Annotated in this window: 18 protein-coding genes; 6 read left to right on the plus strand and 12 right to left on the minus strand. The window is 68.7% G+C overall.

Annotated features, from left to right (window positions below; genetic code table 11):
• Nucleotides 1–47: 47 nt before the first annotated feature.
• Together HCT63_RS07330 and pafA are read right to left on the minus strand one after the other, a co-directional pair.
• On the minus strand, nucleotides 48–962 hold the full coding sequence (locus tag HCT63_RS07330; RefSeq protein WP_167002774.1) for an FKBP-type peptidyl-prolyl cis-trans isomerase: 915 nt from the start codon (nucleotides 960–962) through the stop codon (nucleotides 48–50).
• A gap of 110 nt (nucleotides 963–1,072) precedes the next feature.
• On the minus strand, nucleotides 1,073–2,434 hold the full coding sequence (pafA, locus tag HCT63_RS07335; protein WP_167002776.1) for a Pup--protein ligase: 1,362 nt from the start codon (nucleotides 2,432–2,434) through the stop codon (nucleotides 1,073–1,075).
• Between the two features lie 152 nt (nucleotides 2,435–2,586).
• Here pafA and HCT63_RS07340 point away from each other — a divergent pair, with 152 nt between their 5' ends.
• Both HCT63_RS07340 and HCT63_RS07345 read left to right on the plus strand, forming a co-directional pair.
• Nucleotides 2,587–3,579: an ATP-binding cassette domain-containing protein gene (locus tag HCT63_RS07340; protein ID WP_167004764.1), complete on the plus strand. Its 993-nt coding sequence runs from the start codon at nucleotides 2,587–2,589 to the stop codon at nucleotides 3,577–3,579.
• Nucleotides 3,576–4,412: an ABC transporter permease gene (locus HCT63_RS07345; protein ID WP_167002778.1), complete on the plus strand. Its 837-nt coding sequence runs from the start codon at nucleotides 3,576–3,578 to the stop codon at nucleotides 4,410–4,412. Before HCT63_RS07340 ends, HCT63_RS07345 begins: the two co-directional genes overlap by 4 nt.
• Nucleotides 4,413–4,433: 21 nt before the next feature.
• Here HCT63_RS07345 and prcA read toward each other — a convergent pair whose 3' ends face one another.
• The 4 genes from prcA to dop form a co-directional block, all read right to left on the minus strand.
• Nucleotides 4,434–5,132 carry a proteasome subunit alpha gene (prcA, locus tag HCT63_RS07350; RefSeq protein ID WP_167002780.1) on the minus strand — a complete coding sequence of 233 codons (699 nt, stop codon included), beginning with the start codon at nucleotides 5,130–5,132 and terminating at the stop codon, nucleotides 4,434–4,436.
• Between the two features lie 48 nt (nucleotides 5,133–5,180).
• Nucleotides 5,181–5,996: a proteasome subunit beta gene (gene prcB, locus HCT63_RS07355; RefSeq protein ID WP_167002782.1), complete on the minus strand. Its 816-nt coding sequence runs from the start codon at nucleotides 5,994–5,996 to the stop codon at nucleotides 5,181–5,183.
• Nucleotides 5,996–6,205: a ubiquitin-like protein Pup gene (locus tag HCT63_RS07360; RefSeq protein WP_208322327.1), complete on the minus strand. Its 210-nt coding sequence runs from the start codon at nucleotides 6,203–6,205 to the stop codon at nucleotides 5,996–5,998. The genes prcB and HCT63_RS07360 overlap by 1 nt, the downstream gene beginning before the upstream one ends.
• Nucleotides 6,206–6,296: 91 nt before the next feature.
• Nucleotides 6,297–7,814, minus strand: coding sequence for a depupylase/deamidase Dop (dop, locus tag HCT63_RS07365; protein WP_167002784.1), 1,518 nt, complete (start codon nucleotides 7,812–7,814; stop codon nucleotides 6,297–6,299).
• A 61-nt stretch (nucleotides 7,815–7,875) separates the two neighbouring features.
• Between dop and HCT63_RS07370 the strand changes: the two genes are divergently transcribed.
• Nucleotides 7,876–8,403, plus strand: a complete 528-nt coding sequence (locus HCT63_RS07370; protein WP_208322328.1) for an NUDIX domain-containing protein — start codon at nucleotides 7,876–7,878, stop codon at nucleotides 8,401–8,403.
• Nucleotides 8,404–8,443: 40 nt separating this feature from the next.
• On the opposite strand, the gene metH is transcribed toward HCT63_RS07370, so the two are convergent.
• The 5 genes from metH to HCT63_RS07395 form a co-directional block, all read right to left on the minus strand.
• Complete coding sequence (metH, locus tag HCT63_RS07375) at nucleotides 8,444–12,241, minus strand: methionine synthase (RefSeq protein ID WP_279587728.1); 3,798 nt, start codon at nucleotides 12,239–12,241, stop codon at nucleotides 8,444–8,446.
• A gap of 68 nt (nucleotides 12,242–12,309) precedes the next feature.
• Complete coding sequence (locus tag HCT63_RS07380; protein WP_208322329.1) at nucleotides 12,310–12,795, minus strand: GNAT family N-acetyltransferase; 486 nt, start codon at nucleotides 12,793–12,795, stop codon at nucleotides 12,310–12,312.
• Nucleotides 12,796–12,829: 34 nt separating this feature from the next.
• Entirely contained in the window at nucleotides 12,830–14,590 is a 1,761-nt protein-coding gene (arc, locus tag HCT63_RS07385) for a proteasome ATPase (RefSeq protein WP_167002789.1), read from the minus strand.
• A gap of 170 nt (nucleotides 14,591–14,760) precedes the next feature.
• The gene (locus HCT63_RS07390; RefSeq protein WP_167002791.1) at nucleotides 14,761–15,663 is read right to left on the minus strand and encodes a tRNA (adenine-N1)-methyltransferase; all 903 of its coding nucleotides are present in this window, start codon (nucleotides 15,661–15,663) and stop codon (nucleotides 14,761–14,763) included.
• On the minus strand, nucleotides 15,656–16,843 hold the full coding sequence (locus tag HCT63_RS07395; protein ID WP_243842933.1) for a site-2 protease family protein: 1,188 nt from the start codon (nucleotides 16,841–16,843) through the stop codon (nucleotides 15,656–15,658). The genes HCT63_RS07390 and HCT63_RS07395 overlap by 8 nt, the downstream gene beginning before the upstream one ends.
• A gap of 64 nt (nucleotides 16,844–16,907) precedes the next feature.
• On the opposite strand from HCT63_RS07395, the gene HCT63_RS07400 reads away from it, so the two are divergent.
• The 3 genes from HCT63_RS07400 to HCT63_RS07410 all read left to right on the plus strand — a co-directional run bounded on the left by HCT63_RS07400 (nucleotide 16,908) and on the right by HCT63_RS07410 (nucleotide 19,755).
• Entirely contained in the window at nucleotides 16,908–17,798 is an 891-nt protein-coding gene (locus HCT63_RS07400; protein ID WP_167002795.1) for a PD-(D/E)XK nuclease family protein, read from the plus strand.
• A gap of 83 nt (nucleotides 17,799–17,881) precedes the next feature.
• Nucleotides 17,882–18,475: a helix-turn-helix domain-containing protein gene (locus tag HCT63_RS07405; protein WP_167002797.1), complete on the plus strand. Its 594-nt coding sequence runs from the start codon at nucleotides 17,882–17,884 to the stop codon at nucleotides 18,473–18,475.
• On the plus strand, nucleotides 18,472–19,755 hold the full coding sequence (locus tag HCT63_RS07410; RefSeq protein WP_167002799.1) for an MFS transporter: 1,284 nt from the start codon (nucleotides 18,472–18,474) through the stop codon (nucleotides 19,753–19,755). Before HCT63_RS07405 ends, HCT63_RS07410 begins: the two co-directional genes overlap by 4 nt.
• Here HCT63_RS07410 and HCT63_RS07415 read toward each other — a convergent pair.
• Nucleotides 19,728–20,207, minus strand: coding sequence for an anthrone oxygenase family protein (locus tag HCT63_RS07415; RefSeq protein ID WP_167002801.1), 480 nt, complete (start codon nucleotides 20,205–20,207; stop codon nucleotides 19,728–19,730). The genes HCT63_RS07410 and HCT63_RS07415 overlap by 28 nt on opposite strands.
• Nucleotides 20,208–20,216 lie beyond the last annotated feature (9 nt).

Consider the following 20,216-nt stretch of genomic DNA (forward strand, 5'->3'; position numbering starts at 1 on the left):
CGGAGAACTACCGTGCCGGACCCGACGAGGAGGACGGGCGCGCGCCGTTACGGCGTGGGCGTGGCCGCCGGTGCGGCCTTCTTCACGAGATCGACCACGAACACGAGCGTGTCGCCGCCGTTGATGCCGCCGTCCGGACGACCGGCTGCACCGTACGCATCGGTGTAAGGGATCGTGATGAGAACGCGGTCACCGATCTTCTTGCCGACGAGGCCGGTGATGAAGCCCGGGATCATCTGGCCCTCCTTGAGCTCGAAGTCGACGGTGCCGCCGGACTTGTACGAGCTGTCGAAGGTCTTGCCGTCACGGCCGTTGACGCCCACGTAGCGGACGGAGACCGAGTCGCCCGCCTTGACGGTCTCAGCCTTCTTGCCCTTGGCGGGCGTGAGGACCTTCGACTCGGTCTTGGCGACGACCAGCGGCGTCTTCTTCAGGGTGATCTTGGGCTCTGCGTCGCCCTTGCCCGAGACGCTGACGTCGGCGATCGTGCCCGTCACCTTGGGTGCCTCCCACTTGGAGAGGACGTCGGCGACGACCAGGAGCGTGTCGTCGGCGTTCTCGCCCTCGGTCTGCCCGAGGTCCTTGCCGGTGAGACCGATCAGGACGCGGGTGCCGTAGGGCTTGCCGACGAGCGCGGGGGCAAGGATGGTGTCCTGGGTGGAGTCGAGCGTGGTGGCGCTGTCGCCTTCGGTCTCGAACGTGCCGCCCATCTCCTTGCCGTCCTTGGCCTGGATGATGACGTACTTCATCGTGGCGTTGTCGCCCTCGGCAACCTTCGGGCCGTCGCCCTCGGTGATGACGCGGCTGGTCATCTCGTCGACCTCGACGCCCTTGGCGTCCTTCACCTCAGGCGCCTCACCGACCTTGCCGGTCACGGTGACGTCATCGAAGGTGCCCGCGTCGGATTCGTCGTCTCCGCCACCACAGGCGGCGGCAGTGAAGACGAGGAGCGGGGCGATCATCAGGGCTGCTAGGCGGCGCACGCGGCGGTACCAATCACTCGGAGTCAGGGCAACGACTGCAACGGTAGCCGACGAACCTCAGAAAACCATGAGGAGTCTGAACGGCTCTCTCACATGCCGTCGATGAGCTTCTGGACGCGCTCGTCGTGCGACCGGAACGGGTCCTTGCAAAGGACGGTGCGCTGGGCCTGGTCGTTGAGCTTGAGATGCACCCAGTCGACGGTGAAATCGCGCCGTCGCTCCTGTGCACGCTTGATGAATTCGCCGCGCAGGCGGGCCCGCGTGGTCTGCGGGGGCTTGGACTTCGCCTCGAAGATCGCCAGGTCGTCGGTCACCCGAGCCACCGCCCCTTGACGCTCGAGCAGGTAGTAGAGACCGCGGTCGCGCAGGATGTCGTGGTATGCGAGGTCCATCTGCGCGATGCGCGGGTGGCTCCACGTGAGGTTGTTCTTCTCGCGGTAGCGGTCGAGCAACCGATACTTGATGACCCAGTCGATCTCGCGCTCGACCAGCGACAGGTCCTCGGACTCGACGGCCTTGAGCGTGCGCTCCCACAGCTCCAGCGCCCGTACGGAGACCGCGTTGTCAGGGTCGAACCGGTCGACGAAGGCGCGCGCCTTGGTGAGGTACTCGGACTGGATCTCCAGCGCGGAGAGCTCGCGTCCATTGGCGAGCGCGACCTTGCGGCGCCCCGTCATGTCGTGGGAGATCTCACGGATGGCGCGGATCGGGTTGTCGAGGGTCATGTCGCGCATCGGGATGCCGGCCTCGATCATCTGCAGGACGAGGTGCGTCGTCGCGACCTTGAGCAGCATCGTCGTCTCGCTCATGTTCGAGTCGCCGACGATGACGTGCAGACGGCGGTAGCGCTCGGCGTCCGCGTGCGGCTCGTCGCGGGTGTTGATGATCGGGCGCGAGCGCGTCGTCGCTGACGAGACGCCCTCCCAGATGTGCTCGGCGCGCTGCGAGACGGAGAACATCGCCCCCCGCGGAGTCTGCTGGACCTTGCCTGCGCCGCAGATGATCTGGCGCGACACCAGGAACGGGATCAGGATGTCGGCGATCCGGCTGAACTCGCCGTCGCGAGAGACGAGGTAGTTCTCGTGGCACCCGTACGAGTTGCCGGCGGAGTCGGTGTTGTTCTTGAAGAGATAGATGTCGCCGAGGATGCCGTCCTCGCGCAGCCGCGTCTGGGCGTCAAGCAGAAGCCCTTCGAGGACCCGCTCCCCCGCCTTGTCGTGGGTCACGAGCTCGACGATGTCGTCGCACTCCGGGGTGGCGTACTCCGGGTGGCTGCCGACGTCCAGATAGAGCCGGGCGCCGTTACGCAGGAAGACGTTGCTGCTGCGCCCCCAGGACACGACCCGGCGGAACAGATAGCGCGCCACCTCGTCCGGCGACAGGCGTCGCTGTCCCCGGAACGTGCACGTCACGCCGTACTCGTTCTCGATCCCGAAGATCCGTCGGTCCACGTCACCACCCTATGCCTGAAGTGCGCGGGCCACTGGGACCTGCGCAGCGCCGCATCGATGAGTTATTCGTTCGAGAAGTGTCGTACCCCTGTGCGAGGGTGTTGGTATTCCTAACAGGAATAGTTCGATGAGGCAACGACCGGGTGAGGGACATGGACAGCGGGATCGCGATCGAGACGCAAGAGCTCGTCAAGACGTTCGGAGACAAGCGCGCGGTGGACGGGATCGACCTGCGCGTGCCTGAGGGCGGTGTCTACGGGTTCCTTGGACCCAACGGCGCGGGCAAGACCACGACGATCCAGATCCTGGCGACGCTGCTCAAACCTGACGGCGGCTCTGCAAAGGTCTTCGGGCACGACGTGGCGCGTGACCCTGACTCCGTACGAAGCCTGGTGAGCCTGACCGGCCAGTACTCCTCGGTCGACGAGGACCTCACCGGCCGCGAGAACCTCCAGCTCCTCGGACGCGTGCTCGGGTTCTCTCGCGAGCAGGCGCGCGGGCGGTGCGACGACCTCCTCGAGGCATTCGGCCTGACCGACGCCGCCACCAAGCAGGTCAAGCGCTACTCCGGTGGCATGCGGCGGCGCCTCGACATCGCGGCGAGCATCGTCGTCACGCCCCAGCTGCTGTTCCTCGACGAGCCGACGACGGGCCTCGATCCGCGCAGCCGCAACCAGGTCTGGGACATCGTCCGCGCCCTGACCGCGCGCGGCACGACGGTCCTGCTCACCACCCAGTACCTCGACGAGGCTGACCAGCTCGCGGAGCGGATCGCCGTCATCGACACCGGCCGCATCATCGCCGAGGGCACGAGCAGCCAGCTCAAGGCGTCGGTCGGGTCCGGTGCCCTCCACGTCCACCTGCACGACCCGGCCGACCGCACCCGTGCGATCGACATCCTCACCCGTGCGTTCGGCGACGAGGTGTTCCCCGGCAGCGATCCCGCGGACGTCACGGGTCGCGTCGACGACCGGTCCAAGGTGCCGGCGGCGCTCGCGACGCTGGCTGCTGACGGCGTCGAGCTCGCCGGCTTCAGCTACGGCCAGCCGACCCTCGACGAGGTCTTCCTCGCTCTGACGGGCCACACCGCCGAAGACGCCGAGGTCTCCGTGGAGGCCTCCGACACAGAAGGAGCGGTGGCATGACCACCACGACCACCGACACCCCGATCGTCGCCGAGAAGCTCGACGCCGTCCTCGCCTCCGGGCCGCGCCCGCCGCGCGCCAACGCCGTGACGACGACACTGGCGTTCGGCTGGCGCGCCATCCTCCGGATCAAGCACGTCCCCGAGCAGCTCTTCGACGTGACGCTGTTCCCGATCATCTCGGTGCTGATGTTCACGTACCTGTTCGGCGGAGCCATCGCAGGTTCGACGAGCGCCTATCTCCAGTTCCTCCTGCCAGGCATCCTGGTCCAGACCGTCGTCATGATCACGATGTACACGGGCGTCGCGCTCAACACCGACATCGAGAAGGGCGTCTTCGACCGCATCCGTACGCTGCCGATCTGGCGGCCGTCGGCGCTCGTCGGTGCACTCCTCGGCGACGCCGTCCGCTACACCCTGGCCTCGCTCTTCGTCGTCACGCTCGGTCTGATCCTCGGCTACCGGCCGGACGGCGGCGTCATCGGCGTCCTGCTGGGCGTCGTGGTGCTGATGGTGTTCTGCTTCGCGTTCAGCTGGCTCTGGACATGGGTCGGGCTGCTTGCGCGCAGCCCGCAGTCGGTCATGGGCATCAGCATGATGGTGCTGTTCCCGTTGGCGTTCCTGAGCCCTGTCTTCGTCGATCCCAAGACGATGCCCGAGTGGCTGCAGGCGTTCGTCGAGGTCAACCCCATCTCGCACGCCGTGTACGCCGTTCGTGGTCTCATGTCCGGCGACTCCGTCGGCGACGAGGTCGTGTGGACGTTCATCGCGGCCGCGGTGATGATCGCGATCTTCGCGCCGCTGACCATGCGGGCGTACGGGCGCCGTCGCTGACGTGGTGCGTACGCCTCGAGGTCAGCCTGCGGCGAGCCCGGCTTCGACCTGCGCGTTCGAGATCCGCTTGAACTTGCGGGGCTGGCTGCGGGTACGGTCGAGCACCGCGACCTCGAGCTGGTCAGCGGTGATGGTCCGCGGCGCGGTGTCCTCGTGGCCGAGCGCCTTGGCCGCCAGCACGATCGCACCGTCGAGGTCGAGCCCCGCCGTGTAGTGGTCCTTGAGATAGCCCTCGGCCGACTCCGCCTGCCCACCCATCACGGCGTGGCCCTGGATGTCCGCCACCGAGCCGTCGTACGTCAGCCGGTAGATCTGGTCCAGCTCGGGAGTCGTCCCGACCTCGGCGACGAACAGCTCCACCTCGTACGGCTTCTCGCCGCCGGAGGAGAAGATCGTGCCGAGCGTCTGGGCGTACGCGTTGGCGAGGCCTCGGCCGGTGACGTCGCTGCGGTCGTACGAGTAGCCACGCAGGTCGGCGAGGCGGACGCCGGCGATCCGCAGGTTCTCGAACTCGTTGTAGCGTCCGACGGCGGCGAACCCGATCCGGTCGTAGATCTCGCTGATCTTGTGCAACGCGTTGGACTGGTTTTCGGCGACGAAGAGCACGCCGTCGGCGTACTGGACGACCACGACGCTGCGGCCGCGGGCGATGCCCTTGCGCGCGAAGTCCGCGCGGTCCTTCATCAGCTGCTCGGGCGAGACGTAGAACCCTGCGCTCACGGGATTCCTCTCTGGTTCAGGGACGACGACGGGTGCGGATCAGGAGGGCTACTCGACCGGGGCCGAGGGGCCGTCGGGCCGTGTCATGCGCCCACCGATGACCCGGTCGGCGATCGCGGCCGTCGTGTCGTCCTCATACGCGTGGTAGCCGTCGGCGGTGATGACGGCGACCATCGGGAAGATCCGACGGGTGAGGTCGGGCCCACCGGTCGCGGAATCGTCGTCGGCGGCGTCGTACAACGCCTGGATGCAGGCCGTCACCGCCTCGGTCTCGCTGAGATCGGGACGGTAGAGCTTCTTGAGGGCTCCGCGCGCGAACATCGAACCGGACCCGACCGAGTGGAACGAACGTTCCTCGTTGCGGTTGCCGGTCACGTCGAACACGAAGATGCGGCCGACCTCGGCGTCGAGGTCGTACGCGGCGAACAGCGGCACCACGGCCAGGCCCTGCATCGCCATCGCGAGGTTGTTACGGATGAGCGTCGCCAGGCGGTTGGCCTTGCCATCGGTCGAGAGCGGGATGCCCTCGATCTTCTCGTAATGCTCGAGCTCGAGCTGGAACAGGCGCGTCATCTCGACGGCGATGCCCGCGGTGCCGGCGATGCCGACCGCGGAGAACTCGTCTGCAGGGAAGACCTTCTGGATGTCACGCTGCGCGATGACGTTGCCCATCGTCGCGCGCCGGTCCCCCGCCATCACGACGCCGCCCGGGAAGGTCGCGGCAACGATCGTCGTCGCGTGGGTGATCTGCTGGGTCACCGTCGCTTCTCCGAGCCGCGCGGACGGCAGCAGCTCGGGCTGGTGCCGCGCGAGAAACTCGGTGAACGAGGAGGAACCGGAGGTCAGGAAGGCCTCAGGCAGCATCACTGTCCGCCCTTCTGCACGAAGCTGCGCACGAACTCCTCGGCGTTCTCCTCGAGCACGTCGTCGATCTCGTCGAGGATGGAGTCGATGTCGTCGTCGAGCTTCTCCTTGCGCTCGGCGACGTCCTCCGCGGGCGCGACCTCGACGTCCTCTTCGGACTCGGTGCTCTTGCGTGTGGTCTTGTGCTGCTGTCCGCCGTCGCGTGCCATCACAACCTCCTCGAGTCGGCTGTCGTGCCGTGGTCTCGACCCTATACCGCAGGGGTGACGAGGGGGGTGCGACTTCGCGGGAGACGAACGTCTAGCGCCGGGTGAGCGCGTTGAACAGGTCCTGAGCGGTCTCGCACTCCTCCAGCAGGCGCCCGACGTGCTCGCGCGTGCCTCGAAGCGGCTCCATGGTCGGGATCCGCTGCAGCGTGTCGCGTCCGGGGAGGTCGAAGATCACCGAATCCCACGACGCTGCGGCGACGGCGTCGGGGTAGCGCGACAGGCAGCTGCCGCGGAAGTAGGCGCGGGTGTCCTCGGGCGGCTCGGTGACAGCGCGCTCGATCTCCGCGTCGGACAGCAGGCGCTTCATGCGCCCCGACCGTACGAGGCGGTGGTAGAGGCCCTTCTCCGGGCGCAGGTCGGCGTACTGGAGATCCACGAGGTGCAGCTTGGCGTGGTCCCAGTCGAGGCCGTCGCGCTCGCGGTAGGACTCCAGTAGCGCCAGCTTGGCGACCCAGTCGAGCTCCTCACGCAGCCCCATCGGGTCACTGCCGAGGCGCGTCAGCACCGACTCCCAGCGGTCGAGCACGTCCTTGGTCTGGCCGGCACCGAGGTCGACGGCGTCGTCGGCCTGTTCGACGAACGCGACCGCCTTCTCGAGGTACGCCCACTGCAGGTCGAGCGCGGTGACCGTACGACCGTCGGCGAGGTTGACCGTGGTGCGCAGCGAGGGGTCGTGGGAGATGGCGTAGAGGGCGTTGATCGGCTGGGCGAGCTCGAGACCGCTGCCGAGGAACCCCGCCTCGATCATCGCGAGGACGAGCGAGGTCGTGCCGAGCTTGAGGTAGGCGGAGATCTCGGAGAGGTTGGCATCGCCGATGATGACGTGCAGGCGGCGATACTTCGACGGGTCGGCGTGCGGCTCGTCGCGGGTGTTGATGATGGGCCGCTTGAGCGTCGTCTCCAGGCCGACGCCGACCTCGAAGTAGTCGGCACGCTGGCTGATCTGGAAGCCGCTCTCGGACCCGTCCTGCTGCCGTCCGACCCGACCGGCGCCGCACACCACCTGGCGGGAGACGAAGAACGGCGTCAGATGCTCGACGATCGCGCCGAACGGCACGTCGCGACGCATCAGGTAGTTCTCGTGGGCCCCGTACGAGGCACCCTTGTTGTCGACGTTGTTCTTGTAGAGCAGCAGCCCGGGTGATCCTGGCATCCGCGACGCGAGCTCGGCGCCGCGCTGCATGACGAGCTCGCCGGCCTTCTCCCAGAGGACGACGTCGCGCGGCGTCGTGCACTCGGGCGTCGAATACTCAGGGTGTGCGTGGTCGACGTACAGGCGCGCGCCGTTGGTGAGGATGACGTTGGCGAGCCCGAGGTCCTCGTCGGTGAGCTGGGTCGGGTCGGCGCGGTCGCGGCTGAGGTCGAACCCGCGCGCGTCGCGGAGCGGGTTCTCCTCCTCGAAGTCCCAGCGGGCGCGACGGGTCAGCCCGTGAGCGCTGGCGTACGCGTTCACGACCTGCGTCGACGCCACCATCTGGTTGGCCGTGGGCTGCCCCTTCACCGAGATGCCGTACTCGACCTCGGATCCCATCACCCGTCGCACCGTCATGTCGCCAGCCTAGCCACCAGGGACCCCTGGCCTGGGATCACGCGCTGTCATGATGGCCGCCATGGACGAGATCGTGGCCTTGTACGACACCGACGGCCTGCCCTGCGGGAGTGCTCCGCGCGCGCTCGTGCGGCGGGACAATCTGCACCACGCGGCGACGGCGGTGGTCGTGCTCGACCCCGACGAGCGGGTGTACGTGCACCGGCGTACGACGACGAAGGACGTCTATCCGGGGATGTGCGACGTGTGCGCCGGTGGCGTCCTGCTGGCCGGCGAGGGCCCGTACGAGGGGGCCGTACGCGAGGTCGCCGAGGAGCTCGGCGTGTCCGGCGTGCCGCTGGTACCGATCTTCACCGGCGCGTACGAGGACGCACACACGTCGTACGAGGCGTTCGGCTATCTCGTGGACAACTGGAGCGGCGAGGTGCGCTGGCAGCCCGAGGAGGTCGCATGGGGCGGCTGGATGGCGCTGGAGGAAGTCGTCGCGCGGTTGGACGACCCCGACTGGCCGCTCGTCCCCGACTCGCGCGCCCTCGTGGGCCCGTGGCTGCGCGCGAGGGCACAGTCCCCGGGACGTCATACATTCTGAGGGTGCGGAGCCCCGGAACGTATGACGTCCCGGGCGTGCGTTAGTCGTCCTCGGTGCGGTAGCCGAGGTTGGGCGAGAGCCACTTCTCGGCCTCGGCCACCGTCCAGCCCTTGCGCTCGGCGTAGTCCTCGACCTGGTCGCGGCCGATCCGGCCCAGCACGAAGTACTGCGAGTCGGGATGGGAGAAGTACAGCCCGCTGACGGCGGCACCGGGCCACATCGCCATGCTCTCGGTCAGCTCGATGCCGGTGTTGCGCTCGACGTCGAGGAGCTCCCAGATCGTCCGCTTCTCGGTGTGCTCCGGGCACGCAGGGTAGCCGGGAGCGGGACGGATGCCGGCGTAGCTCTCCTTGATCAGCGCCTCGTTCGTGAGGGACTCGTCGGGCGCGTAGCCCCAGAACTCCTTGCGAACGCGCTCGTGCAGCCGCTCGGCGAACGCCTCGGCCAGCCGGTCGGCCAGCGACTCGAGCAGGATCGCGCTGTAGTCGTCGAGGTTCTTCTTAAACTCGGCGATCTTGTCCGCGGCGCCCAGGCCCGCCGTGACGGCGAAGGCACCGACGTAGTCGCGCAGTCCGGACTCCTTGGGTGCGACGAAGTCGGCGAGGGACTTGCGTGCGGACCCGTTGCGGCCCTCGCCCTGCTGACGTAGCTGGTGCAGCGTCGTGAGCACCTCGGTCCGCGACTCGTCGGTGTAGACCTCGATGTCGTCGCCGGGGACCTGGCTTGCAGGGAACAGCCCGAACACGCCGTTGGCGTGGATCCATTTCTCCGCGATGAGCTGGTCGAGCATCGCCTGCGCGTCCTCGTAGAGCCTGCGGGCGGCCTCCCCCGTCGACGGGTTGTGGAGGATGTCCGGGAAGCGGCCGCGCATCTCCCACGCGTTGAAGAAGGGCTGCCAGTCGATGTACTCGCGCAGCTCCTCCAGCGAATAGTCGGTCAGCGTCCGGACGAGCTGGACGCGCCCGTCGTGACGGTGGTCGCAGCCGGGCCCGGAGCACAGGTCGCGCGCCTGCTGGACGATCATGTGCGGGCGCGGCGGGAGGTAGCCGCTCCACTCGATCGGCGTCGCCTGTGCACGCGCCTCCTCGAGCCGCAGCAGCGGGCGACCGGTCTGCCGTGCGGCGTGACGCTCGCGCAGCGACGCATAATCGGCGTCGGTCTCGGCCAGCAACCCGGGACGTTGTGCGTCGGACAGCAGCGCCGCCACGACAGGGACGGAACGCGAGGCATCCTTCACCCAGAGGACGGGACCGTGGTACTTCTGGTCGACCTTGACCGCCGTGTGCGCGCGTGAGGTCGTCGCGCCTCCGATGAGCAGCGGGATCTCGAAGCCCTGACGCTCCATCTCGCTCGCCAGGTTCACCATCTCATCGAGCGACGGCGTGATGAGACCGGACAGCCCGATGACGTCGGCGTTCTCGGCCTTGGCGGCGTCGAGGATCTTCTGGGCGGGCACCATGACGCCGAGATCGACGACGTCGTAGTTGTTGCACTGCAGGACGACGCCGACGATGTTCTTGCCGATGTCGTGGACGTCGCCCTTCACGGTCGCCATCACGACCTTGCCGTTAGTGCGCTCGGCGTCACCCGGCTGCTTCTCGGCCTCGATGTACGGGATGAGGTGCGCGACCGCCTTCTTCATGACGCGCGCCGACTTCACGACCTGCGGGAGGAACATCTTGCCCTCGCCGAACAGGTCACCGACGACGTTCATGCCGTCCATCAGCGGGCCCTCGATGACCTCGATCGGACGTCCGCCACGGGCCGCGATCTCCTGGCGCAGCTGCTCGGTGTCGGACTCGGCGTACGCGTCGATGCCCTTCACAAGGGCATGTGTGATCCGCTCGGACACCGGGAGCGCGCGCCACTCCTCGTTGGCGACCTCCTTGGCCGCACCGTCCTTCGCGAAGTCGCCCGCGATCTCGAGCAGGCGCTCGGTCGCATCCGGCCGACGGTTGAGGACGACGTCCTCGATGCGCTCGCGCAGCACGTCGGGCACCTCCGCATAGACCTCCAGCGCCCCCGCGTTCACGATGCCCATGTCCATCCCGGCGCTGATCGCGTGGTAGAGGAACACGGCGTGAATCGCCTCACGCACGGCGTTGTTGCCGCGGAACGAGAACGACACGTTGGAGACGCCCCCGGAGACGAGCGCGTACGGGAGGTGCTCCTTGATCCAGCGGGTGGCCTCGATGAAGTCCACGCCGTACTCGGCGTGCTCCTCGATGCCCGTCGCGACCGCGAACACGTTCGGGTCGAAGATGATGTCCTCGGCGGGGAAGCCGACCTCGTCCACGAGGAGCTTGTAGGCCCGCTCGCAGATCTCCTTGCGGCGCTCGAGGTTGTCGGCCTGGCCGTCCTCGTCGAACGCCATCACCACGATGGCAGCGCCGTAACGGCGGCACAGACGCGCGTGCGCGACGAACGCCTCCTCGCCCTCCTTCATGGAGAGGGAGTTGACGATCGGCTTGCCCTGCACGCACTTGAGCCCGGCCTCGATGACCTCCCACTTGGAGGAGTCGACCATCACCGGGACGCGGCTGATGTCGGGCTCGGACGCGATGAGGTTCAAGAACCGCACCATCGCCTCGACGCCGTCGATCATGCCCTCGTCCATGTTGACGTCGATGACCTGCGCGCCGTTCTCGACCTGCTGGCGGGCGACCGTGAGGGCAGAGCCGTAGTCACCGGCCTTGATGAGGTTGCGGAAGCGGGCCGAGCCGGTGATGTTGGTGCGCTCGCCGACGTTGACGAAGAGCGTGTCCTCGACGACGGTCACCGGCTCCAGACCCGCCAGCCGCAGCGCCGGGGTGGTCTCCGGCGGGACGCGTGGCGCCTTGTGCGAGACCTCGCGTGCGATCGCCGCGATGTGCGCGGGTGTGGTCCCGCAGCAGCCGCCGACGAGGTTCACGAAGCCGGCCTCGGCGAACTCGGCGAGGATCGCCGCCGTCTCGTCGGGCGCCTCGTCGTACTCGCCGAAGGCGTTGGGGAGGCCAGCGTTCGGGTAACAGCTGACAAAGGTGTCCGCGACGCGGGCGATCTCGGCGATGTACGGCCGCATCTCCTTGGCGCCGAGCGCGCAGTTGAGTCCGATGAGCAGCGGCTGGGCGTGGCGGACCGAGTTCCAGAAGGCCTCGGTCACCTGGCCTGACAGAGTGCGTCCGGACGCGTCGGTGATCGTGCCCGAGATGATGACCGGCCAGCGGCGCCCGTGGTCGGCGAACACCGACTCGACGGCGAAGATGGCCGCCTTGGCGTTGAGCGTGTCGAAGATGGTCTCGATGACGAGGAGGTCGGCACCGCCGTCGAGCAGACCGCGGGTCGCCGTCGCGTAGGCGGCCACGAGCGCGTCGTACGTGACGTTGCGTGCGCCCGGGTCGTTCACGTCGGGCGAGATGGAGGCCGTGCGCGAGGTCGGGCCGAGCGCCCCGGCGACGTAGCGGGGCCGTCCGCTCGCGGCGGCGACTTCGTCGGCGACCTCACGAGCGAGGCGCGCAGAGGCGTGGTTGAGCTCGTACGAGAGGTCCTCCATGCCGTAGTCGCTCAGCGAGATCGCGGTGGCATTGAAGGTGTTGGTCTCGACGATGTCGGCACCCGCGTCGAGGTACTCACGGTGGATCTCGGCGATGAGCGCCGGCTGGGTCAGCGACAGCAAGTCGTTGTTGCCCTGGACGTCGCGGGGCCAGTCCTTGAAGCGTTCGCCCCGATAGCCGGCCTCGTCAGGACGGTCGCGCTGGATCGCGGTGCCCATCGCGCCGTCGAGCACGAGGATGCGCGACCGGAGCGCTTCAGTCAGCTCGGCGGTCGCATCAGGGCGGAGGTTCGCTGTGGCCGACACCCGTCCGAGGATAGTCGAGGTCCGACCACCGGACATAGGGTCCACGATGTGGACGACGCTGTCGGTGTTCATGAGCCGCCGAGGGCCTTGCCGAGGAAGAGCGACTGAGGATCGTCCGCGTAGTAGCCGAACGGCGCGACCTCGGAGTAGCCGGCCGACCGGTAGAGCGCGATCGCCTCCGGCTGCGGCTGGCCGGTCTCCAGCACCATCGTCGTCGCCCCGGCGGCCCGCGCGGTCTCCTCGAGCCAGGCGAGGACGCGCCGCGCGTATCCCTGACCACGTACGGCCTCACGGACGTACATCCGACGCACCTCGGCACGCCAGTCCCCGAGCATCCGCCAGCCGCCCGTGGCGACGGGCTGGCCGGAGCCGTCGTACGCCACGGCGAACAACCCGCCGGGAGCGTGGAACTCCGCAGGGTCGCTCGGGCTGACGTCATGGATGCCGTAGCGCTCGGCGTAGAGCGCCTGCACCTCGTCGATGAGGAACGTCGCATCCGCGTGGTCGTAGGGCACGACGCGGATGTCGAGTGCAGGAGTGGTGGGCGTCGTCACGGACACATTGTGCGACGTCGCCCACCCCCTGCGCTCAGAGATATTGACCCGTGTTGGCGACCGTGTCGATCGAGCGGCCCGGCTCGCTGCCCTGCTTGCCGGAGATGAGGGTACGGATGAAGACGATCCGCTCGCCCTTCTTGCCGGAGATCCGCGCCCAGTCGTCCGGGTTGGTCGTGTTCGGGAGATCCTCGTTCTCCTTGAACTCGTCGAGGCATGCCTGCAGGAAGTGCTGGACGCGCAGCCCCCGCTGGCGCAGCTCGAGGAAGTCCTTGATGGCCATCTTCTTGGCGCGGTCGACGATGTTCTGGATCATCGCGCCCGAGTTGAAGTCCTTGAAGTAGAGGATCTCCTTGTCACCGTTGGCGTATGTCACCTCGAGGAAGCGGTTCTCCTCGGACTCGGCGTACATCCGCTCGACGGTGCGCTGGATCATGCCGTTGACGCATGCCGTCCGGTCGCCGCTGAACTCCTTGAGGTCGTCCTCGTGGAGCGGGAGGTTGGCCGTGAGGTACTTGGAGAAGATGTCGCGTGCCGACTCCGCGTCGGGCCGCTCGATCTTGATCTTCACGTCGAGCCGACCGGGTCGCAGGATCGCCGGGTCGATCATGTCCTCACGGTTGGAGGCGCCGATCACCAGGACGTTCTCGAGGCCTTCGACGCCGTCGATCTCGCTCAGCAGCTGCGGGACGATCGTGTTCTCGACGTCGGACGACACCCCCGACCCGCGGGTGCGGAACAACGAGTCCATCTCGTCGAAGAAGACGATCACCGGCGTGCCCTCAGACGCCTTCTCGCGCGCACGCTGGAAGACCAGTCGGATGTGGCGCTCGGTCTCGCCGACGTACTTGTTGAGCAGCTCTGGGCCCTTGATGTTGAGGAAGTAGGAGCGGCCCTCCTCCCCCGTCTTCGCCGAGACCTTCTTGGCGAGCGAGCTCGCGACCGCCTTGGCGATCAGGGTCTTGCCGCAGCCCGGCGGACCGTACAGGAGCACGCCCTTGGGCGGCTTCAGCTCGTGCTCGATGAAGAGCTCGGGGTAGAGGTACGGGAGCTCGACGGCGTCGCGGATCGACTCGATCTGACCTTGGAGGCCGCCGATGCTCGAGTAGTCGATGTCGGGCACTTCCTCCAGGACCAGCTCCTCGACCTCGGACTTCGGCACGCGCTCGTAGACGTAGCCGGCGCGCGAGTCGAGCAGCAGCGAGTCGCCGGCGCGGAGCTTCTCGTCGCTCAGGGAGTCGGCGATGCGGGCGATCCGCTCCTCGTCGGCGTTGCCGATCACGAGGACGCGGTCGCCGTCGGCGAGCAGCTCCTTGAGCATCACGACCTCGCCGACCTGCTCGTACGCGAGAGCGGCGACGACGTTGAGCGCCTCGTTGAGGATGACCTCCTGGCCCTTCTGGAGGTCCTCGACCTCGACCGAAGGGCTCACGTTGACCCGCAACTTGCGGCCTCCGGTGAACACGTCGACGGTGTCGTCGTCGTTGTGCTGGATGAACGTGCCGAAGCCCGTCGGAGGCTGCGCGAGTCGGTCGACCTCCTCCTTGAGGGAGAGGATCTGATCGCGAGCCTCGCGCAGGGTGTCGCCGAGGCGGGCGTTCTGAGCCGTCACCGCAGCGAGCCGAGCCTCGGTCTCAGCAAGCCTCGAGTCCATCGACGAGTCCAGGCGGCCGGTCGCGAGGCGCCGACGGAGATGCTCGACCTCCGCGCGGAGGTAGTCGATCTCCGCCTGCTGCTGGAGCACGGTCTGCTCGGTCTCAGGCGGACGCCGGTCGCTGTGGTCGAACTCGCTCATGTCGTACCTCCCGCGAAGGCCACGACACCGTCAGCCCCGGACACCGCCCGGGGTCGACCCATGGCGCGGCGTGCTGGCTCCTCGTGAGTCGACACTACCCGCACGGAGTGGCGATCCGCTCGCGTCGGCGCGCGGTTGATCAGAAAGAGATCCGAACGATGTGATTCAGGTCACTCGGGCAGGTCGACGGGGCGAGGTCCGGCGTAGTCGGGCCCGTACGCGCCCGGGGCGGGCCGCCGCTTCTTGGCGAGCGCACGCTGGCCGTGCGCCATCCGGCGGGCGGTGACCAGGAACGCGGTGTGCCCGTTCATCGAGTGCTCCGGACGCACCGCCAGACCCTCCAGGTGCCAGCCGCGCTGCATGGTCTCCCAGGCAGAAGGCTCGGCGAACTCGCCGTGCGCGCGGATCGTCTCGACGACGCGCGACATCTGTGTCGTCGTCGCGACGTAGCAGCACAGGATGCCGCCGGGAGCGAGCAGCCGGCCCGCGAGCGCGACGTACTCCCAGGGGTCGACCATGTCGAGGATCATGCGGTCGACCTCGAGGTCGGTCTCGGCGAGGCTCTCGCCGAGCTCGCCGACCGTGAGGCGCCACGCCGGGTGGGGGCCACCGAAGAACTGCTCGACGTTGCGGGTCGCGATCTCGGCGAAGTCCTCGCGCTGCTCGAAGGACAGGACGAGACCGTCCTCACCCACCGCGCGCAGCAGGAACGTCGTGAGCGCACCCGAGCCGGCGCCGGCCTCGAGCACCCGCGCACCGGGGAAGATGTCCGCGAACGTGACGATCTGCGTCGCGTCCTTCGGGTAGATCACCGCCGCGCCGCGGGGCATCGAGGTGGTGTACTCGTGCATCAGCGGCCGGAACACGAGGTACTGGCCGCCGAGCGACGACGTGACGACAATCCCCTCCGGCTGCCCGATCAGGTCGTCGTGGGCGATCTCCCCGAACTTCGTGAAGAACTTCTTGCCCACCTCGAGTTGGATGTTGTGGCGACGACCCTTGGCATCGGTGAGGCGAACCCACTCACCGGCCGCCATCGGACCGCGGTGCACCCCCGAGAGGCGCTCATCCATGCGTGTGCCTTCCTGCGTCTCGTTGCTTGCCCCCGTCGCGGACCCGCGCCGCGAAGGCGTGGTCGACGTCGCCGGTGACGAGGACCCCGTACAGGCTCTCGCCGTCGACGACCAGGTACTCGCTCGACGGCGTCTGCTGCAGCGCGCGGATCAACGGCTCACCGGCCAGGTCCACGGGCAGCGTGAGGCCCGGGGAGAGCGTACGCGCTAGTGCTCCGACGTCGACCCACGGGCGTCGCGCCTCGGGTGTGGCGAGGACGGCGCGCTCGTCGACGACGCCGTCGATCGTGCCTGTCGGGCCGTGCACCACGATCGCGCCCGCCCCGGCCTGACGCGCCTGCTCGATGGCTTGAGCGACCGGCGTGCTGCGGGGGACGTCGACCGCCCGACGGGCGAGCCCGCGCGCGGTGAGTGACGGGAGTCCACGCTTGAGCCGAGCGGCGAGCATGGCCTGGGTCGCGCCCGTCCAGAGGAACATCGCGATCACGAAGGCGATGACGTAGTCGAGGATCGTCATGTCCCAGCCGAGCACCTCGCGTGCGAGGAACGGGAAGGCGAGCGCAAGGATCGCGATCGCGCGACCGCCGTAGCCGGCCGCGACCGTGCCCGCGTACGGGTTGCCCGTCGCCTTCCAGACGATCGCGCGGAACACCCGTCCGCCGTCGAGCGGCAGCCCCGGCAGAAGGTTGAGGACGCCGACCACGAGGTTGGCCAGTGCAAGCGCACGGAACGCGAACAGCAGCAGGCCGGAGTCGGGCAGCAGCAACGAGGCGCCCCAGGCGGCGGCGCCGACGGCGAGCGAGGTGAGTGGGCCGACGACGGCGATCCAGAACTCGCGACCAGGGGTGTCGGGCTCCCCCTCGATCTCGGTCACCCCGCCGAGGAAGTTGAGGGTCACCGAGCGCACGTCGTAGCCGAACCGTTTGGCCACCAGCGCGTGGGAGATCTCGTGCAGGAGGACAGAGAGGTAGAGGAGCACCGCGAAGGCCAGGCCGGCGACGTACGTGAGAGCACCGAGGCCCGGGGCGATCGCCTCGATCGTGGGGGCGAGCACGAAGGCGATAAGAACCGCGACGAGCAGCCAGGAGGAGCGCACGAGAACGTCGATCCCCCCGATCTCGCCGATGCGGAAGGTCCCGGGCGGACGGTTCGGCGTGGGGGGTGTGGACGACGCGGTCACGTGTTCCACCGTATCGGGTCGTGGCACAGCCGGACTGTCGGTCGGCTCGCCTAGGCTGACGGGCATGAGGGCACAGACGGCCGAGCGCACGGTGGTGGACGGGGTCGACGTGGTCGGGTCGCTGTCCCCGAGCCGGGCATCCGACTTCATGACGTGCCCGCTCCTCTACCGGTTCCGGGTCGTCGACCGTCTCCCGCAGGAGCCGACGGTCGAGGCGGTGCGCGGGACCCTCGTCCACGCCGTCCTCGAGGACCTGTTCGACGCGCCGGCCGCCGAGCGGACGCTGGAGCGTGCGCGGTCGCTCGTGGGCCCCGCATGGGACCGTCTGCGCGAGGTCGAGCCCGAGGTGGCCGGTCTCTTCGACGACGGGACGGCACTCGCCGCATGGCTGGAGAGCGCGGGCGAGCTGCTCAGCTCCTACTTCACCCTCGAGGACCCGCGGCGTCTCGAGCCGGCCGAGCGTGAGAAGTACGTCGAGACGGTCATCGACGGCGGGCTGCTGCTGAGAGGGTACGTCGACCGGGTGGACGTGGCCCCGACCGGCGAGGTGCGCGTCGTCGACTACAAGACCGGCCGTGCACCTCGTGAGGTGTTCGAGGCCAAGGCGATGTTCCAGATGAAGTTCTATGCGCTGGTCATGTGGCGGACGACAGGGACGATCCCGGCGCTGCTCCAGCTGATGTATCTCGGCAACGAGGAGATCCTCCGCTACTCCCCCGACGAGCACGACCTGCTTGCGACCGAGCGCAAGCTCCGCGCGCTGTGGGCGGCGATCGAGCGTGCGGCGACGACCGGCGAGTGGCGCCCCCGCAAGAGCGTGCTGTGCGGCTGGTGCGACCACAAGGCGCTGTGTCCGGAGTGGGGCGGCACCCCGCCCCCGCTGCCGGAGCGCGAGACGCTGCCGCTCGAGCCCGCGGTGCACTCTCCCGCAGAGAGCGTCGCCGACGCCGACTGACGGCGAGCCGCTCTCCCGGCACTCGCGAGCGCATTGCAAAGAGACCTTTGCAAAGAAACCTTTGCAGTCGTACGGTGATCTCCATGGCCACCCAACCGCACCAGGTCGTCCTCGACACTGCGGCCCTCAAGGCGCTGGCGCACCCGCTCCGTGTCCAGCTCCTCGGCGCCCTGCGCCGTCACGGCCCGTCGACGGCGACGCTCCTCGGCCAGCGACTGGGCGTCACGTCGGGCGCCGCGAGCTATCATCTCCGCCAGCTCGCCGGCGCGGGCCTGGTCGCGGAAGACACGGCGCGAGGCAACGCGCGCGATCGGTGGTGGCGCGCGGAGCACCGCATGAGTGTCCTGGACGAGGAGGACATGGACGACGTCTCTCCCGACGACGTCGACACCTATCTCCACTCGATCGCCGCGAGCTACTCGATGCTGCTCCAGCAGACGGTCAACGAACGTGCGACCATGCCCGAGCCGTGGCGCAAGGCGATGGACCTGAGCGACTACCTGCTCCGTCTGACTCCTGACGAAGCACGGACGCTGGATGCGCGGGTGCACGCGCTCGTGAGGGAGTACCGGTACGACGTCCCCGGTGGCAGGCATCCCGAAGGCGCCGAGCGGGTCGCCGTCGTGGTGCAAGTGCTCCCTCAGCTCGAGCGCGGCCCCGAGGACGACACGCCATGAGTCGTACGAGGCCGCTCGCCGGTCTGCTCGTCGCGATGGCGGTCGCCCACACCGGTACGCGCGTCTCCGCGATCGCGTTCCCGTGGTTCGTCCTGGCCACCACCGGGAGCGCGACCGCGACCGGGCTCGTCGCGTTCTTCGAGCTCGCCCCGTACGTCCTGGTCAAGGCACTGGCCGGGCCGTGGATCGACCGCGTTGGTGGGCGCGTGGTCTCCTGGTCGACCGATCTCGTCAGCGCAGCCGCAGCAGCCACGATCCCCGTCCTGTACGCCCTCGACGCCCTGCCTCTCGAGGCGTTCCTCGCCCTGGTCGCCGTCGTCGGTGCGGCTCGCGGCCCGGGCGACCTCGCCAAGGAGGTCATGGTTCCCGAGGCCGCCGAGCGTGCGGACATCCCGCTCGTACGGGCCACCGGACTGTCCGGGACCATCGAACGCCTGGCCTCGACGCTCGGCCCTGCGGCTGGGGCGGGCCTCATCGCTCTCGCAGGTCCGATCGCGGGCGTCGCGGTCAACGCGGTCTGCTTCGTTCTCGGCTCCCTCGTCGTGGGCTTCGCGCTCCCTCGTGGCATGGGCGGCCCCGCGCCGTCGACGGCCCGAACGACCGAGGATGGCGAGAACGAGGCGGCGCCGTACCTGCGACGCCTCGCCGAGGGAGCCGCCTTCCTCCGTCGCGACCCCCTCCTCCTGGCGGTGGTCGTCATGGTCGCGATCACCAACCTGCTCGACATCGCGTTCACGGCCGTCCTCCTCCCGGTCTGGGCGCACGACTCGGGCCACGGTGCTCCGGCGATGGGCCTCATCCTGACTGTCATGAGCGCGGGCGCGGTCGTCGGCAGCCTGCTCGCCTCCGCGCTCGCCCACCGGATGAGGCGCCGCCCGGTCTTCTTCCTCGGTTTCCTCGTCGCGGGGGCACCGCGCTTCCTGGTGCTCCTGCTCGACGTGCCGATGCCCGCGATCCTCGTCGTCTTCGTCGTCGCAGGCCTGGGCTCGGGCTTCCTCAACCCGATCCTCAGCGCGGTCTTCTTCGAGCGCGTTCCTCCGCACCTTTACGGGCGGGTCGGTTCGCTGACCGACGCGGCGGCCTGGGCGGGGATGCCCCTCGGTGGCGTGCTCGCCGGGGTGGCGGTGACGGCCGTCGGGCTCGCTCCCGTCCTTCTCGTGAGCGGGATCGCCTACGCGCTGACGACGAGCCTCACCGGCTTGCGCCCGGAGTGGCGTGCCATGGACGAGCGCCCGGTCGGCGCGACGGAGGGTCAGCCGGAGCGGAGCGCGGCAGCGTAGGCCGTGACCGAGGCGATGCACATCAGCGCCCGCACGTGGTTGCCACGCGTCCACGGCGGCGAGAACGACGCCCATGCTGTGGCCGCGGCCGGCGGCGTGGAGGCGTCCACCGCATCGAGCGCGTTGTTGCGCGGGATGTGGAACGCCGCGGTGAGGGCGATCGAGGCGAGGTAGGCGGCGGACCCACCGAGCGCCCACCACCGGCCGTCACCGTCGCCGAGGAACGCCACCAGCGCGACCACGAGCGCGACCACCGCCGTACCGGAGAACGCGAGCTGGAAAGCCGGGCGTACGGCGAAGCGGTTGGTCTCCTGCATGAAGCCGACGGACTCGGTCGGAGGTCGTCGCTCGAGCGAGGGCATCACCATCACGGAGAAGGCGACGTAGACGCCGGACATGATGCCCGCACCGATCAGCGCGACGTACGTGCACACCACCGTGAGAGTTGTCACGCCCCGACG

This window comes from Mumia sp. ZJ430, from assembly GCF_011751845.1.
Classification (GTDB): Bacteria; Actinomycetota; Actinomycetes; order Propionibacteriales; family Nocardioidaceae; genus Mumia.